Genomic DNA, 13,654 nt, shown 5'->3' with positions numbered 1-13,654 from the left:
GTTTCGCGGTATTCAACCCGATGCCGATCGACCCGACACCTTCGTCAATGGCGGCAACGGAATCCCGCGCTGCTCCAGGACGGCGATCGTCTCGCGAAGAAAAGCCAGCGGCCGATCGGTTCTCGCGCCGTACAGATCGACGATCCCGACTTCGACGACGGCTTCGACCAACGCCATGAACCTTGGCAACTCGCCGTCCGGCAGTGCCGATTCGACGCCTGGCGGCACCGGATCGCCTCTGCCGTTCAGTTCGAGCAAGGCTCCCTGGCTCGCCCACTCGGGCAGGCTCCGGGCGACCGCGATGGCATCGAGATGCGCGAGGAGGGCATCGATGGCCGCGTGCGAAACCCCGTTTGCGTCGCAATAGCGACGCAAACACGCAGACGCATAGACCTGCAGGTCGACCGGCGACCACATCGCCAGTCTCGCGAAAAGCTCGTTTCCGTTCACGATCCCGATACCGTCAGCCAGCGCCGGTCGATCCGTTCGCCGGGAAGCGCATCTGTCGACGTGTCGCCCGCGCGCGTTCCCGGCCTGTCATCCAATCCCCCGCGCCCATCACCCCGATCGGCGCCAACGCGCACGATACCGCATTGCGCCGCCCCAAAACACCAAGGGCCGGCACCGCAACGCGGCAGCCGGCCCTTTCTACTCACACGCAGCGCCGAAACCGGCGCGCCGCATCAAACGTCGAACTTCACGCCCTGTGCCAGCGGCAGCTGACGGCTGTAGTTGATCGTGTTCGTCGCGCGGCGCATGTAAGCCTTCCACGCATCCGAACCCGACTCGCGGCCGCCGCCCGTTTCCTTCTCGCCGCCGAACGCGCCGCCGATTTCCGCGCCGCTCGTGCCGATGTTCACGTTGACGATCCCGCAGTCGCTGCCCGCTGCCGACATGAACTGCTCGGCCTCGCGCATGTCGTTCGTGAAGATCGCCGACGACAGGCCTTGCGGCACCGCGTTGTGCAGTTCGATCGCGTCGTCGAAGTTGTCATAGACCATCACGTACAGGATCGGTGCGAACGTTTCGCGCTCGACCACCGCCGATTGCTTCGGCATCCGCACGATGGCCGGACGCACGTAGTACGCATCCGCGTGACCGACGTCGACGCGCTCGCCGCCCTTCACCTCGCCGCCCTGCTCGCGTGCATCGCCCAGCGCCTTCTGCATCGCGTCGAACGACGCGCGATCGACCAGCGGGCCGACCAGCGTGCCTTCTTCAAGCGGGTTGCCGACCTTCACCGACGTGTAGGCCTTCTCGATGCGCGGCAGCAGCTGTTCGACCAGGCTGCGGTGCACGATCAGGCGACGCAGCGTCGTGCAGCGCTGGCCGGCCGTACCGACCGCCGCGAACGTGACCGCGCGCACCACGAGATCCAGATCCGCGCTCGGCGCGACGATCATCCCGTTGTTGCCGCCGAGTTCGAGGATGCCGCGCGCGAGACGCTGGCTCAGCACCTTCGCGACTTCCTGGCCCATCCGCACGCTGCCCGTCGCGCTGACGACCGGCACCTTCTTCGACGCCGTCAGCACCTCGCCGACATCGCGCATGCCGAGCACCAGCTGGCTCAGGCCCTTCGGCGCGACGCCCGGATGCGTCTTCTCGAACTCGCGAATCGCCTTCTCGAGCAGCACGTGGCACGCGATCGCGGTGAGCGGCGTCTTTTCGGACGGCTTCCACACGACCGAATCGCCGCACACGAACGCGAGCGCCGCGTTCCAGGCCCACACGGCGACCGGGAAGTTGAACGCCGAGATCACGCCGCACACGCCGATCGGGTGCCACGTTTCCATCATCCGGTGGCCCGGGCGCTCGGACGCGATCGTCAGGCCGTACAGCTGGCGCGACAGGCCGACCGCGAAATCGCAGATGTCGATCATTTCCTGCACTTCGCCGAGCCCTTCCGACGTGATCTTGCCGGCTTCGAGCGTGACGAGACGGCCCAGTTCGGCCTTGTGCTCACGGAGCACGTTGCCGAACACGCGCACGAACTCGCCGCGCACCGGCGCCGGCACCGTGCGCCACTTGAGGAATGCGTCGTGCGCAGCGTCGATCTTGCGCTCTGCGTCGGCCGGCGTATCGACAGCCAGCGTCGCGAGCGTCGCGCCGTCGAGCGGCGAACGCGCGGTCAGTGCATTGCCTTTCCACTGGGCGAGATCGATATCGAGCGCAGCAAGAATGTCGTTGAATTGCATCACTTCCTCTTCAGGGACAGATTAATCGGTGCGGCGGCAGCGCCGCCCGCGTGATTCGATTGGAGCGCGTTCGCGCGCCCTGTGCAAGCGGATGCGCCGCGCGGCGGGCCCGGTGCGCCGTCCGGCGCATCGCGCTGCGCCGCCGCCGGAAACCCGGCCGGACGGCGCGCACCCGCCTCGCAAGGCACGATCCATGAATGACATTGTCGGCGGCCACAAGTCGGGCCGCTATTGATATTAACTCACGACTTCATTCCGAAAACGCAATACCCCGGCGAGACAGATCCCCCTCGCCCCCGGCCGCGCTGATACATGTCTCAAGCTTGACCCGCAGGCCATCGGCGCGCCCCGGCAGCCGCGTCGGTCAGCTTGCGAGTTGATGACAAAGTTGCATCACCCTGTTCGGAAATATCGTTTGCCGCCCGCGCCACGGCCCCACACAATCGGGGCGCGTCGAGGTGCACCGCACCCGGCGCGCCGACGGCCGCCCGAATGCGGCCGGACGACAGACGAACGCGACGCGCAACGCGGCCCGGTTCCCCCGAACCCGGCCCGCACGGCACCGCCGCCGTCCGGCCGGCGGCCGGCGACGAGTTGCGCTTCGTAGCCAAAAAACAATCCGGAGACAGCGCCCAGCCCTCGCCCATGCATTCTGATGCTCGCCCCGATTCCCCCGACTCGTCCGGCTCGCGCCCCGCGAAGCCGTCCCTCCACCGCAGCCTGCAGGCGCGCCATCTGCGGATGATCGCGATCGGCGGCTCGATCGGCACGGGCCTGTTCGTCGCGTCCGGCGCATCGATCTCGCAGGCCGGCCCCGGCGGCGCGATCGTCGCGTACATGCTGATCGGCCTGATGGTCTACTTCCTGATGACGAGCCTCGGCGAAATGGCGGCGTTCATGCCCGTGTCGGGCTCGTTCGCCACTTACGGCTCGAAGTTCGTCGACGAAGGCTTCGGCTTCGCGATCGGCTGGAACTACTGGTACAGCTGGGCCGTCACGCTCGCGGTCGAACTCGTCGCCGCGCAGCTCGTGATGAACTACTGGTTTCCGCACGTGCCGGGCGTCTGGTGGAGCGCGCTCTTCCTGACCCTGATCTTCGCGCTCAACGCGCTGTCGGTGCGCGGCTTCGGTGAGGCCGAATACTGGTTCGCGCTGATCAAGGTGCTGACGGTGGTCGCGTTCCTCGGCGTCGGCCTGATGATGATCTTCGGCATTCTGAAGGGCGGCCCGAGCGCGGGCTGGACCAACTTCACGATCGGCGACGCGCCGTTCGCGGGTGGCTTGCCGGCGCTGATGGGCGTCGCGATGATCGCCGGCTTCTCGTTCCAGGGTACGGAAATGATCGGCGTCGCGGCCGGCGAATCGGAAAACCCGCGCAAGACGATCCCGCGCGCGGTGAGCCAGATCTTCTGGCGCATCCTGCTGTTCTACGTGCTCGCGATCTTCGTGATCGGCGTGCTGATTCCCTATACCGACCCGAGCCTGCTGAAAAGCGACGTGACCGACATCGGCGTGAGCCCGTTCACGCTGGTGTTCCGCCACGCAGGCCTCGCAGTCGCGGCCGGCGTGATGAACGCGGTGATCCTGACGGCCGTGCTGTCGGCCGGCAACTCGGGCATGTACGCGTCCACGCGGATGCTCTACAACCTCGCCGTCGAAGGCCGCGCGCCGAAGATCTTCGCGAAGCTGTCGCGCGGCGGCGTCCCGCGCAATGCGCTGTATGCGACGACGGCCATCGGTGCGCTCTGCTTCCTCACGTCGCTGTACGGCGACAAGACCGTGTACCTGTGGCTGCTGAACACGTCGGGCATGGCCGGCTTCATCACGTGGCTCGGCATCGCGATCAGCCACTACCGTTTCCGCAAGGGCCTGCTGAAGCAGGGCTACTCGCTCGACCAGCTGCCGTACCGGTCGAAGTGGTTCCCGTTCGGGCCGATCTTCGCGTTCGTGCTGTGCGCGGTCATCGCGCTGGGCCAGGACTACCAGGCGTTCCTCGGCGACAAGATCGACTGGGCCGGCGTCACCGCGACCTACATCGGCGTGCCGTTCTTCTTCGTCATCTGGCTCGGCTACGCGCTCGTGCGCAAATGCCGGCTGGTCCGCTACGAGGACATGGAGATCGCGCCGTGGATCGAACGCAACGCGAAGGCCGCAGCGGCCGAGGCCGCCGAGGCGCAGGCCCATGCCGAGCAACCGGGCTACATCGCCCGCCCCGCGAACCCGACGTCGGGCGCGTGACGAAACACAGCGAGCCGGCGGCCGACTGAACAGCGCCGCCGGTTCGTCCTGACAACCTCCATTCGACGCGGCGCGCGCGTTCAGGCAAGATCGACGCGCCGTCCGTTTTTTTCGCCGTTTACGAGTCACCGAATCACATGCAGAACTTCTACGAAGCCACCGTTACCCGCCAGCCCTATCCGCAACTGACCGGCCCGATCGACACGCAGGTGTGCGTCGTCGGCGGCGGGCTCGCCGGCCTGTGCACGGCACTCGGCCTCGTCGAGCGCGGCATGCGCGACGTGGTCGTGCTCGACGGCGAACGGGTCGGCTTCGGCGCGTCCGGCCGTAACGGCGGCTTCGTGTTCGGCGGCTACAGCCTCGACAACGCGGACCTGCTGCGCACGCTCGGCCGCGACGAAGGGCGCCGGCTGTACCGGCTCACCGTCGACGCGGTCGACCTGATCCGCGCGCGGATCGCGCGCTACGGCATCGACTGCGACATCGTCGACCAGGGCGTGATGCTCGCCAACTGGTTCGACGATCCTTCCCGGCTCGACGGCGTGCGCACGCTGATGAAGAACGAACTCGGCGTCGACTGGGAGCCCGTCTCGACGAACGCGCTGCGCGAGCGGCTGAAGTCGCAGCGCTATTACGGCGGCCTGTTCGAGCCGAACGCCTTCCACTTCCACCCGCTCAAGTACGTGCTCGGCGTCGCGGCCGCTGCCGCGCGCGGCGGCGCGCGCATCTACGAACGTTCGGCCGCGCTCGGCATCGCGCGCGAAGGCGCCGGGTACGTCGTGCGCACCGCGCAGGGCACGGTGCGCGCGAAGGATGTCGTGTTCGCCGGCGGCGGCTACGCGCGCGGCGTGTCGCCGCGTATCGAGCGCGCGGTGCTGCCGATCGCGACCTACGTGATCGCGACCGAGCCGCTCGGCGAGCGCCTGCCGGACGCGATCGACGCACCGTACGCGATCTACGACACGCGTTTCGCATTCGACTATTACCGCCCGCTGAAGGACACGCGCATCCTGTGGGGCGGCCGGATCTCCGTGCTCGACCGCGGCCCCGACGCGATCGCGCGCCTGCTGCGGCGCGACCTGCTGCGCGTATATCCGCAACTGGAAGGCGTGAAGGTCGACTACGCGTGGGGCGGGTTGATGAGCTACGCGCGGCACAAGATGCCGCAGATCGGCCGCGACGCGGACGGCGTGTGGCACGCGATCGCGTTCGGCGGCCACGGGATGGCGCCGACCACGGTCGCCGGCGAAGCGCTCGCGGCCGCGCTGGCCGAAGGCCGGCCGGTGCCGGAAGGCTTCAACGCATTCGGCCTCACGCGCACGTTCGGGCTGGCCGGCCTCGCCGCCGCGCAGCTCACGTACAGCGCATACCAGGCCCGCGACGCGCTCGCGTCCTGCCGCCGCTGAGCGGCGGCCACGGCGGCCGGAACCGCCCTGCCGATTAGAGCGCGAGGTCGGCCGGGCGGGGATTTCCCACATGCTAGAATGGCTTTTCCAAGCCGCCGAAGCCACAATAAAGTCACATGAAAGCAGGAAGCAAGGCCGCCACGTCCGCCCCCCGCGCGCTTCCGTCCGATGCGCGGCGCAAATACGATCCCGAGCAAACCAAGCGCAACATCCTCGACGTCGCCACGCAGGAATTCTCCGCGATGGGCCTCGCCGGCGCGCGCGTCGATGCCATCGCCGAGCGCACGAACACGACGAAGCGGATGCTCTACTACTACTTCGAAAGCAAGGAAGGCTTGTACGAGGCCGTGCTGGAGAAGGTGTACGGCGACATCCGCGCGCTCGAGCAGGAGCTGCACGTCGGCGACATGGAACCGCGCGAGGGCATGCGCCGCCTCGTCGAATTCACGTTCGACTATCACGACAAGCATCGCGACTTCGTCCGCCTCGTGTCGATCGAGAACATCCACGGCGCGAAGTATCTCGAACAGCTCAAGTCGTTCAAGAACCGCAACGTCAGCATCATCAAGACGCTCGAGGAACTGGTCGAGCGCGGCGCGGCGAGCGGCGCGTTCCGCACGGACATCGACGCGTTCGACCTGCACCTGCTGATCAGTTCGTTCTGCTTCCACCGCGTGTCGAACCGCTACACGTTCGGCGCCGCGTTCGGCCGCGATCCGTCGGCGCCGCGCCTGCGCGCGCGGCATCGCGACACGATCGCCGACGCCGTGCTGCGCTACGTCGCCGCATAAGCGGCGGCGCTAGTCGCTTCCCCCTGCCAGCCACACCTCGGGCGCGCGACATCCGCGCCCGTCGTTCTCCCGTGCGTCAGTCCGTCGGCGCGGTCGACGCCAGTGCGATCCGCGCCTTCGCTTCCGGGCTTCCCGCCACGTAATACTTCTTCGCCCAGCTCGAATCGGGCGCAAGCGCGAGCCGCGCATGCGCGCCCGTGCCGGCGTCCGTGCCGTGCTGCTTCGCGTTGATCGACAGCGCCCGCGCGCGGTAGTGCTCGTAAAGCCGCAGGAATTCCGCGAGATAGATCGCCGCGATCCGCGGGTCGCGGATCTCGAGCAGGTTCTCGTCGTTGAACTGCTCGGAGTTGCGGCTCATGTTCGCCGAGCCCGTATAGACGACCGGATTCGCGCCTTCGGCATCGATCACGATGAACTTGTGGTGGATCACGACGGGCGGAAAGGCCGGCGCCGGTTCCCCCGGGAACAGGCGCAATTCGGGCTCGAAACCCTGCGGCACGGTAGCCGGCGAGAAATACGCGGCATCGATCACGTCGTGGTTGTCGCGACTGCGGTGGTACAGCTCGAGGTTCGCGAGCGTCGCCGCATCGAGCGTCTGGCCGGCCTGCTGCTCGGCATCGGCCTTCGTCGCGCTGCCGACGTTGATCTTGTTCACCAGCCCGAACATCATCAGCCCGCGGTCGCCGGCCGCGAAGCACGCGTCGCGCAGCGCCGCGTCGGTCGGCATGAACAGGCAGAACGACACCGAATGCTTCGCGGCCGCGATCGCGGCGACGATCGTGTCGATCTCGGTGCGCTGCCCCGCCGGCTCCGGCGAAAACGCGACACGCACCTGCGCACTGCCGATCGTCATCGGTTCCGACCAGCCCGGCGACAGCTTCGCCGTCTCCGCGATCGACGGATTCCCGGCCAGCGCATGCGCGCGATCGTTGTACAGCGCGGCAAGCGCGGGCGAATCGAACGCGTGCAGCACGTTCGCCTGCTCCGTGAGTCCCTCGGTCGTGAAGTTCGCGGAGCCGGTCAGCACGCGCGCGGGCACCGGGTTCGACGACGCATCGGTCACGATGAACTTGTCGTGCATGATGTGCGTCTTGTCGCGCGGCGCGAGCGTCGCGAGACCCTGCAGCGCGTCGACGGCCGGCTGGTTCGGCGACGGCAGCGGCGGCTTGCCCTTGCGCGCCGTCGTGTGCGCGTCGTAGACGATCGCGAGCGACGCTTCGCCGTGCTGACGTCCGAACGCTTCGAACGCGGGCAGCGCCCACAGCGTGTCGGTCAGGTGATAGACCGCCGACGCCGCGCGCGACGCGGGGTCGAGCATCTCCGCGAACACCTGCTCCATGTCGTTCGCGAGCCACGTGCGCAGCTTCAGCGCCTGCGCGTCGCTCGGCGCCGCGTTCGGCGCGAGGCCCAGCGCCGCGACCTGCTTCGCGAACGCCTGCGAGCTGACCACCGCGCGATTGAACCACGTGCCGATGCCATCCTCGATGTGCGCGGGCAGCACCACGTCGCACACGCCGGCTTGCGCGTCGAGCACCTGCAGGTTCGCCGGCGTGCCGACGACCGGATACACGTCATAGCGGAACGACGCGCCGCGGTCCTGCGGATCGATGCGCGCATCCCACCACATGAATTTCTGGATCGGCGCCTGGTCGGTCGGCGCGTCGCCCTGCGTGTGCGCGGCCGGGCCGTCGAAGGTCAGGCGGTTCGGCAGCCAGCTGTCCGGCGCGCGCGTCTTGCCGTCGGCCGACCAGAAGCCCGGCGTGCGCCGGATCGCGAAGCCGAGGAAATCGGACCGCGACGCCGCATCGGGCCAATCGAAGGCCAGCAGGACCAGGGTAGGGGAAAGATAGCTGCGCACGCTGACGGTCATTCGTTGCTCCCTGGCCTTGCGGCCGGTCGAGATGAATGGGTCAGTCTTGACGGCGCGTCTTCCCGCAGGATGACGATTCGATGAACCTTGTATGTCGGACGCGCGTCAGTCGCACACGAGCAGCTCGATCCCGCGCGCGGTCAGCGCACGGCGCACGGCCTTGTCGGGCGCGCGTTCGGTCACGAGATAGCGGGCGGCGGCCGTGCCGTTGATCCGCACGGGCGTCACGCGGCCGAATTTCGAATGGTCGGCGACGATCATCGCGGTGCCGGCCGCCGCGATCATCCGGCTGCGCACCTCGGCCGCGAGCCGCGAGTAGTCGGTGCATTCGCCGTCGGGCGTGATGCCGCCGGCGCCGACGAACGCGAAATCGACGTGGTACTGCGCAAGCTGCTGGATCGTGTCGAACCCGAAGGTGGCGTCCTCGTCGTCGGACAACTCGCCGCCGAGCAGCGTCACGCGGTTGCCGTTGCGCCGGGCGAGCACGAACGCGGTGCGCCAGTCGTTCGTGTAGATCGACAGCCGGTGCCGGTCGGCGAGCGCGAGCGCAACCGCATGCGGCGTGCTGCCCGAATCGATCAGCACCGACGCATCGTCGGGCACGAATTCGGCCGCGCGCCGCCCGATCGTGCGTTTCGCTTCGGCGTTCGCGGCTTCGCGCTCGGACAGGCTCGGCTCGCGGCGATCGGCCGCCAGCGCGCCGCCGTGCGTCATCACGAGCAGGCCGCGTGCGGCCAGTGCGTTCAGGTCGCGCCGCACGGTCTCGCGCGACACGTCGAGCGAGCGGACGAGTTCCGCAACCGACAATGCGCCCGACCGTCCGAGCTCCGACAGGATGAATTGATGACGTTGTTCCGCCAGCATCGCGTATGCGCCCGAGGCGACTGGTAATGGGTAAGCCGACCATTGTATTACGGCCGTTTGACCGGCATTTGACTGCGCCGCGAAACCGGGCCGGCCGAGTTTCCCGAAAGCGAAATTCTGTATTGCCTGACGCGCGCGAATCGGCGCGGCGCCGGTTGCTACACTTTGCGCTTCGCCGAACGACAGACCAAGCAAAGGGGCTCGCGCCATGTATCGCAAAGGCAGTGTGATCGAAATCCAGTTTCCGCCCGAACGACTCAACGACGCGGCCGGCGATCCGTACTGGATCGATCTGACGCTCGATGAGGCTCGCCGGCTGTACGAACAGCTCGCCGCGCGCTTCGCGACCGACGCTCGCGCCAACCAGCCGCTCGACACCTTCTCGATCGACTGACCCTCGCGGCTTCACGCTCGCCCGCTCCGCCTGCGGGGCGGCGCCCCTCCCCTGCCCCGCCCGGCCCGACGGCCGCATGCGCGGCACGCAGCATGAGTGCAGGATTCGACAAGACGCCGGAATCGCTTCCCCCGATACTGGCTGGCTTTACGATTCTGTCCGGCCGCCTCGCGGCCCGCCACGCATGCTGACCTCGATCGTCGCCGCCGCCTTCGTCGCACTCTGGTCCACCGGCTTCATCGTTGCGCGGGCAATCAAGCCCTACGCCGATCCCAACCTGTTCCTGCTCGCGCGTTTCGCGGGCACGGCCACGCTGTTCGGCGCGGTGGCGCTCGTCACGCGCGCGCCGTGGCCGGCCCGGCGCGAATGGCCGCGTCACCTGATCGCGGGCGCGCTGCTGCAGGGCGTCTATCTCGGCGCGAGCTACTGGGCCGTCGCGCGAGGGCTGAACGCGGGCGTCATGGCGCTGCTCGGCGCGCTGCAGCCGCTCGCCACCGCCGTGCTCGCCGTCCCGCTGTTCAACGAGCGCCTGCCCGCGCGCGGCTGGTTCGGGATGGCGCTCGGGCTCGCCGGCGTCGCACTCGTGCTTGCGCCGAAGGTCATGGGCGGCGTCGCGCCGCCGCCGGGCGCCGCACCTGCATGGCTGGTCGTCGCCGTCTCGGTGCTCGCGGTCGGCTCGATCACCGCCGGCTCGCTGTACCAGAAAGGCAAGCTCGCGCAGAGCGACCTGCGCACGGCCGTTGCCATCCAGAACTTCGGTGCGGCCATCGTCGCGGCGATCTTCGTCGCGCTGCTGCACGAGACGCGCTGGATCGGCGCGCCGACGCTGTGGGTGTCGCTCGTGTGGGGTGTCGTGTTCCTGTCCGGCGCCGCAATCTCGATGCTGATGTGGATGCTGCGGCGCGGCAACGCCGCGCGCGCGACATCGCTGCTGTTCCTCGCGCCGCCGCTGGCCGCGCTGCAGGGCTACTGGCTGTTCGGCGAAACGCTCGCCGCGATCCAGCTTGCCGGCTTCGCGCTCGCGCTGGTGGGCGTCGTGCTCGCGCGGCGCTGACGCGCGCCACGGGGCCGGTACCCGCATCGGAACCGTGCGCCAGGATGCCCCACGCGCGGCATCCTGCACCCGCCCGGCGCACCGTGCACCACGGCGAGGCAGCCCGTCTCGCCGAAGCAACGCGAAATCGCCGGATCGCACGCCCGGCGCGGCGCAGCGCCGCGATTGCGCTTATGATGGGCGCCTTGATTTCGTTCCGGAACTCCCTTCATGACATCCGCCGATTACGCCAGCCGCCAACGCGCGATCATTGCCGAACTGAACGTCGCCCCGCACTTCGACGCCGAGGCCGAGATCGCCCGCCGCGTCGAGTTCCTCGCGCAATACCTGCGTTCGACCGGCCTGCGGACTTACGTGCTCGGCATCAGCGGTGGCGTCGATTCGTCGACGGCCGGCCGGCTCGCGCAACTGTCGGTCGAGCGCCTGCGCGCCGACGGCTACGATGCCCGCTTCATTGCGATGCGTTTGCCGAACGGCGTGCAGAACGACGAAGCCGATGCACAGCGCGCGCTCGCGTTCATTCGCGCGGACGAGGAACTGACCGTCAACGTGAAGCCCGCCGCCGACGCGATGCTCGGCGCGCTGGCCGCATCCGGCCATGTGTTCGACACGCCGGCGCAGCAGGACTTCGTGCACGGCAACATCAAGGCGCGCGAGCGCATGATCGCGCAGTACGCGGTGGCCGGTGCGCAGCGCGGCATCGTGATCGGCACCGATCACGCGGCCGAGTCGCTGATGGGTTTCTTTACGAAGTTCGGTGACGGCGGCGCGGACATCCTGCCGCTCGCGGGGCTGAACAAGCGTCGCGTGCGCGCGGTGGCCCGTGCGCTCGGCGGCGAGGAACTGATCGTGATGAAGGTGCCGACGGCCGACCTCGAGGAACTGCGCCCGCTGCGCCCCGACGAGCACGCGTACGGCGTGAGCTACGACGAGATCGACGATTTCCTCGAAGGCAAGCCCGTCAGCGACCACGTGTACGAAACGGTGCTGCGCTTCTACGACGCTTCGCGCCACAAGCGCGCGCTGCCGTACACGATGTCCGACTGGCCGACCGCACAGGCATAAGCCGGCCGCCCCGGCCGGACCATACCGCCGCGCGCACCGTTACGGCTGCGCGCGGCATCCTCCCGACGGGCACCGCTACGCGTGCCCGCCCGTCTTCGACGCCTGCAGTGCGCGTATCCGCATCCGCGCACCCGTATCGCTGACCGTCGCGTCGTACATCGTCGCGAGATCGCGCTTGAGCGCGGTACGCGAGCCGCCGTCGAGATACACCATGTGCCCCGACGGATAGAAACGCGCGGACAGGTTCTGCCGCACCTTCTGATCCTCGAGCGGCATCTGCTGCAGGTCGATCACGGTCTGGTAGAACGGCGTGACGAAATCGTAGAAGCCGTTCGCCGACAGCACCTTCAGGTCGACGTTCAGCGCCATCACCGCGGCGAGATCGCCGGCCGTATAGAGGATCACGTTCCCCTGCGCATCGATGCCCTGCTGCGCGCCGGTCGGGTCGATGTGGCTGAAATCCCAGTTCTGGAACGCCTGGTCGTTCAGGTCGGTGAACGCGGAATTCGACGTGAACTTCAGCTGCTCGTTCAGGTAGCTGTTCCACATCGCCGTATAGACGCCCGTCACGGCCGTCATCGTCGGATCGTTGCCGCCCGAGTTCGGGTCGATCTTGCCGGCGATGCCCGACGAGATTCCGGTCACGCGGCCGTCGTACGAGCCGAGCGCGAGCCCCTGCGCATGCAGCAGCGTCGTCAGGAACAGCGAATTGCCGCGCGTGTCGTAGCCGGCGATGTTGAGACTCCACGATTGCAGCGTCGCGGTATCGATGCCCGTGTATTGCGACAGCTTCTGCACGGCGGCCGGGTCCGCATGCGGGACCGTGCGCAGCGCGTTCAGGTAGTCGGTGCGCGAGAACTGCGCGACTTCCTCGACGAACGCGCCGAGATCGGTCGGCGCCGGCGTGACGCCGAGTTTCTTGTGATACCACGCGTCGGCCGCCGCGGTCGGCAGCGCGCCGACCGGGTTGCCGGCCTGCCGGTAGTCGAGGATCGACGATTGCAGCGTGACGCCGTTCAGGTCGACGCCGTCCTCGTGCAGCTTGTACGCGAGCACGCAGCTGCGCGCGGTGCCGTACGATTCGCCGAACAGGTACTTCGGCGAATTCCAGCGGTTGTTCTTCGTCAGGTAGCGCTTGATGAACTGCTTCAGCGAATCCGCGTCCTGGTCGACGCCCCAGAAGTTGCGGTTCTTGTTCGGCGCGACGGCCGCCGAATAGCCGGTGCCGACCGGGTTGATGAACACCAGGTCGCTGTGGTCGATCATGCTGTCCGGGTTGTCTTCCATCTGGTACGGCGCGGGCGGCGTGAACCCCGGCATCGACGTCTTGATGCGCTTCGGCGCGAACGAGCCCAACAGCACGAACACCGACGACGAGCCCGGCCCGCCGTTATAGAAGAACGTCACGGGCCGCGTTTCTTCCTTTGCGCCGTCGGCCGTGAACGCGACGTAGAAGAGCTTCGCGGCGGGCTGCGAACTGCTCGGGTCGACCGTCACGAGATGGCCGGCCGTCGCCGTGTAGGCGATGCGCTTCCCATCGATCAGGATCGTGTGATGCGTGATCGCGGCCGCCTCGGTCGTGTCGGTCACCGAGTCGTCGGGGCCGTTGCCGTACGCGACCGGATCGAAGAACGGCTGGTCGCGGCCGAGGCTGAGCGCGACCGGGTTGACGGTCGGCGGCACGCCTTGCGAATTGTGGTCGCCGTGATGCAGCGGATACACGCCGCCGGAAGATGCGGAATCGATGCCCATCGTGCTGCTCCTGGAGGTGAGAAAA

11 protein-coding genes are annotated in these 13,654 nt (G+C 68.1%); 6 read left to right on the top strand and 5 right to left on the bottom strand.

Annotation, left to right across the window (positions count from 1 at the left end; genetic code table 11):
• Positions 1-12: 12 nt before the first annotated feature.
• Both ACN8ZM_RS17340 and ACN8ZM_RS17335 read right to left on the bottom strand, forming a co-directional pair.
• Positions 13-417 carry a hypothetical protein gene (locus ACN8ZM_RS17340; protein ID WP_420211850.1) on the bottom strand — a complete coding sequence of 135 codons (405 nt, stop codon included), beginning with the start codon at positions 415-417 and terminating at the stop codon, positions 13-15.
• A 266-nt stretch (positions 418-683) separates the two neighbouring features.
• Entirely contained in the window at positions 684-2,195 is a 1,512-nt protein-coding gene (locus ACN8ZM_RS17335; RefSeq protein ID WP_043180790.1) for an aldehyde dehydrogenase family protein, read from the bottom strand.
• A gap of 645 nt (positions 2,196-2,840) precedes the next feature.
• Between ACN8ZM_RS17335 and ACN8ZM_RS17330 the strand changes: the two genes are divergently transcribed.
• The 3 genes from ACN8ZM_RS17330 (at position 2,841) to ACN8ZM_RS17320 (ending at position 6,630) form a co-directional block, all read left to right on the top strand.
• Positions 2,841-4,433: an amino acid permease gene (locus tag ACN8ZM_RS17330; RefSeq protein ID WP_043180792.1), complete on the top strand. Its 1,593-nt coding sequence runs from the start codon at positions 2,841-2,843 to the stop codon at positions 4,431-4,433.
• A 137-nt stretch (positions 4,434-4,570) separates the two neighbouring features.
• A complete protein-coding gene (locus ACN8ZM_RS17325; protein ID WP_420211849.1) occupies positions 4,571-5,839 on the top strand; it encodes an NAD(P)/FAD-dependent oxidoreductase in 1,269 nt (422 codons plus the stop codon).
• Positions 5,840-5,955: 116 nt separating this feature from the next.
• Entirely contained in the window at positions 5,956-6,630 is a 675-nt protein-coding gene (locus ACN8ZM_RS17320; RefSeq protein WP_043180797.1) for a TetR family transcriptional regulator, read from the top strand.
• A gap of 76 nt (positions 6,631-6,706) precedes the next feature.
• Here the strand turns inward: ACN8ZM_RS17320 and ACN8ZM_RS17315 are convergent, their stop codons facing one another.
• Positions 6,707-8,500, bottom strand: coding sequence for a phospholipase D-like domain-containing protein (locus ACN8ZM_RS17315; protein WP_420211848.1), 1,794 nt, complete (start codon positions 8,498-8,500; stop codon positions 6,707-6,709).
• A gap of 105 nt (positions 8,501-8,605) precedes the next feature.
• Entirely contained in the window at positions 8,606-9,364 is a 759-nt protein-coding gene (locus ACN8ZM_RS17310; protein WP_089451863.1) for a DeoR/GlpR family DNA-binding transcription regulator, read from the bottom strand.
• A 208-nt stretch (positions 9,365-9,572) separates the two neighbouring features.
• Here ACN8ZM_RS17310 and ACN8ZM_RS17305 point away from each other — a divergent pair, with 208 nt between their 5' ends.
• The 3 genes from ACN8ZM_RS17305 to nadE all read left to right on the top strand — a co-directional run bounded on the left by ACN8ZM_RS17305 (position 9,573) and on the right by nadE (position 11,877).
• On the top strand, positions 9,573-9,758 hold the full coding sequence (locus ACN8ZM_RS17305; RefSeq protein WP_006480515.1) for a hypothetical protein: 186 nt from the start codon (positions 9,573-9,575) through the stop codon (positions 9,756-9,758).
• 184 nt (positions 9,759-9,942) lie between these two features.
• Positions 9,943-10,812, top strand: coding sequence for a DMT family transporter (locus ACN8ZM_RS17300; RefSeq protein WP_420211847.1), 870 nt, complete (start codon positions 9,943-9,945; stop codon positions 10,810-10,812).
• A 210-nt stretch (positions 10,813-11,022) separates the two neighbouring features.
• The gene (gene nadE, locus ACN8ZM_RS17295; RefSeq protein WP_420211846.1) at positions 11,023-11,877 is read left to right on the top strand and encodes an ammonia-dependent NAD(+) synthetase; all 855 of its coding nucleotides are present in this window, start codon (positions 11,023-11,025) and stop codon (positions 11,875-11,877) included.
• A 75-nt stretch (positions 11,878-11,952) separates the two neighbouring features.
• Here nadE and ACN8ZM_RS17290 read toward each other — a convergent pair whose 3' ends face one another.
• Positions 11,953-13,629 (bottom strand): S10 family peptidase, encoded by a 1,677-nt coding sequence (locus tag ACN8ZM_RS17290; protein ID WP_043180808.1) that lies wholly within the window; start codon positions 13,627-13,629, stop codon positions 11,953-11,955.
• Positions 13,630-13,654 lie beyond the last annotated feature (25 nt).

It is taken from the genome of Burkholderia aenigmatica, assembly GCF_048627025.1.
GTDB lineage: Bacteria > Pseudomonadota > Gammaproteobacteria > Burkholderiales > Burkholderiaceae > Burkholderia > Burkholderia aenigmatica.
The sequence above is the reverse complement of the archived record's forward strand: the minus strand, read 5'-3'. Positions and strand labels throughout refer to the sequence as shown.

What these genes read in the sequence shown, in the direction of transcription:
- ACN8ZM_RS17340 (WP_420211850.1), bottom strand. Translation starts at nt 417, where the DNA reads ATGTGGTCGCCGGTCGACCTGCAGGTCTATGCGTCTGCGTGTTTGCGT.
- ACN8ZM_RS17335 (WP_043180790.1), bottom strand. Translation starts at nt 2,195, where the DNA reads ATGCAATTCAACGACATTCTTGCTGCGCTCGATATCGATCTCGCCCAG.
- ACN8ZM_RS17330 (WP_043180792.1), top strand. Translation starts at nt 2,841, where the DNA reads ATGCATTCTGATGCTCGCCCCGATTCCCCCGACTCGTCCGGCTCGCGC.
- ACN8ZM_RS17325 (WP_420211849.1), top strand. Translation starts at nt 4,571, where the DNA reads ATGCAGAACTTCTACGAAGCCACCGTTACCCGCCAGCCCTATCCGCAA.
- ACN8ZM_RS17320 (WP_043180797.1), top strand. Translation starts at nt 5,956, where the DNA reads ATGAAAGCAGGAAGCAAGGCCGCCACGTCCGCCCCCCGCGCGCTTCCG.
- ACN8ZM_RS17315 (WP_420211848.1), bottom strand. Translation starts at nt 8,500, where the DNA reads ATGACCGTCAGCGTGCGCAGCTATCTTTCCCCTACCCTGGTCCTGCTG.
- ACN8ZM_RS17310 (WP_089451863.1), bottom strand. Translation starts at nt 9,364, where the DNA reads ATGCTGGCGGAACAACGTCATCAATTCATCCTGTCGGAGCTCGGACGG.
- ACN8ZM_RS17305 (WP_006480515.1), top strand. Translation starts at nt 9,573, where the DNA reads ATGTATCGCAAAGGCAGTGTGATCGAAATCCAGTTTCCGCCCGAACGA.
- ACN8ZM_RS17300 (WP_420211847.1), top strand. Translation starts at nt 9,943, where the DNA reads ATGCTGACCTCGATCGTCGCCGCCGCCTTCGTCGCACTCTGGTCCACC.
- nadE (WP_420211846.1), top strand. Translation starts at nt 11,023, where the DNA reads ATGACATCCGCCGATTACGCCAGCCGCCAACGCGCGATCATTGCCGAA.
- ACN8ZM_RS17290 (WP_043180808.1), bottom strand. Translation starts at nt 13,629, where the DNA reads ATGGGCATCGATTCCGCATCTTCCGGCGGCGTGTATCCGCTGCATCAC.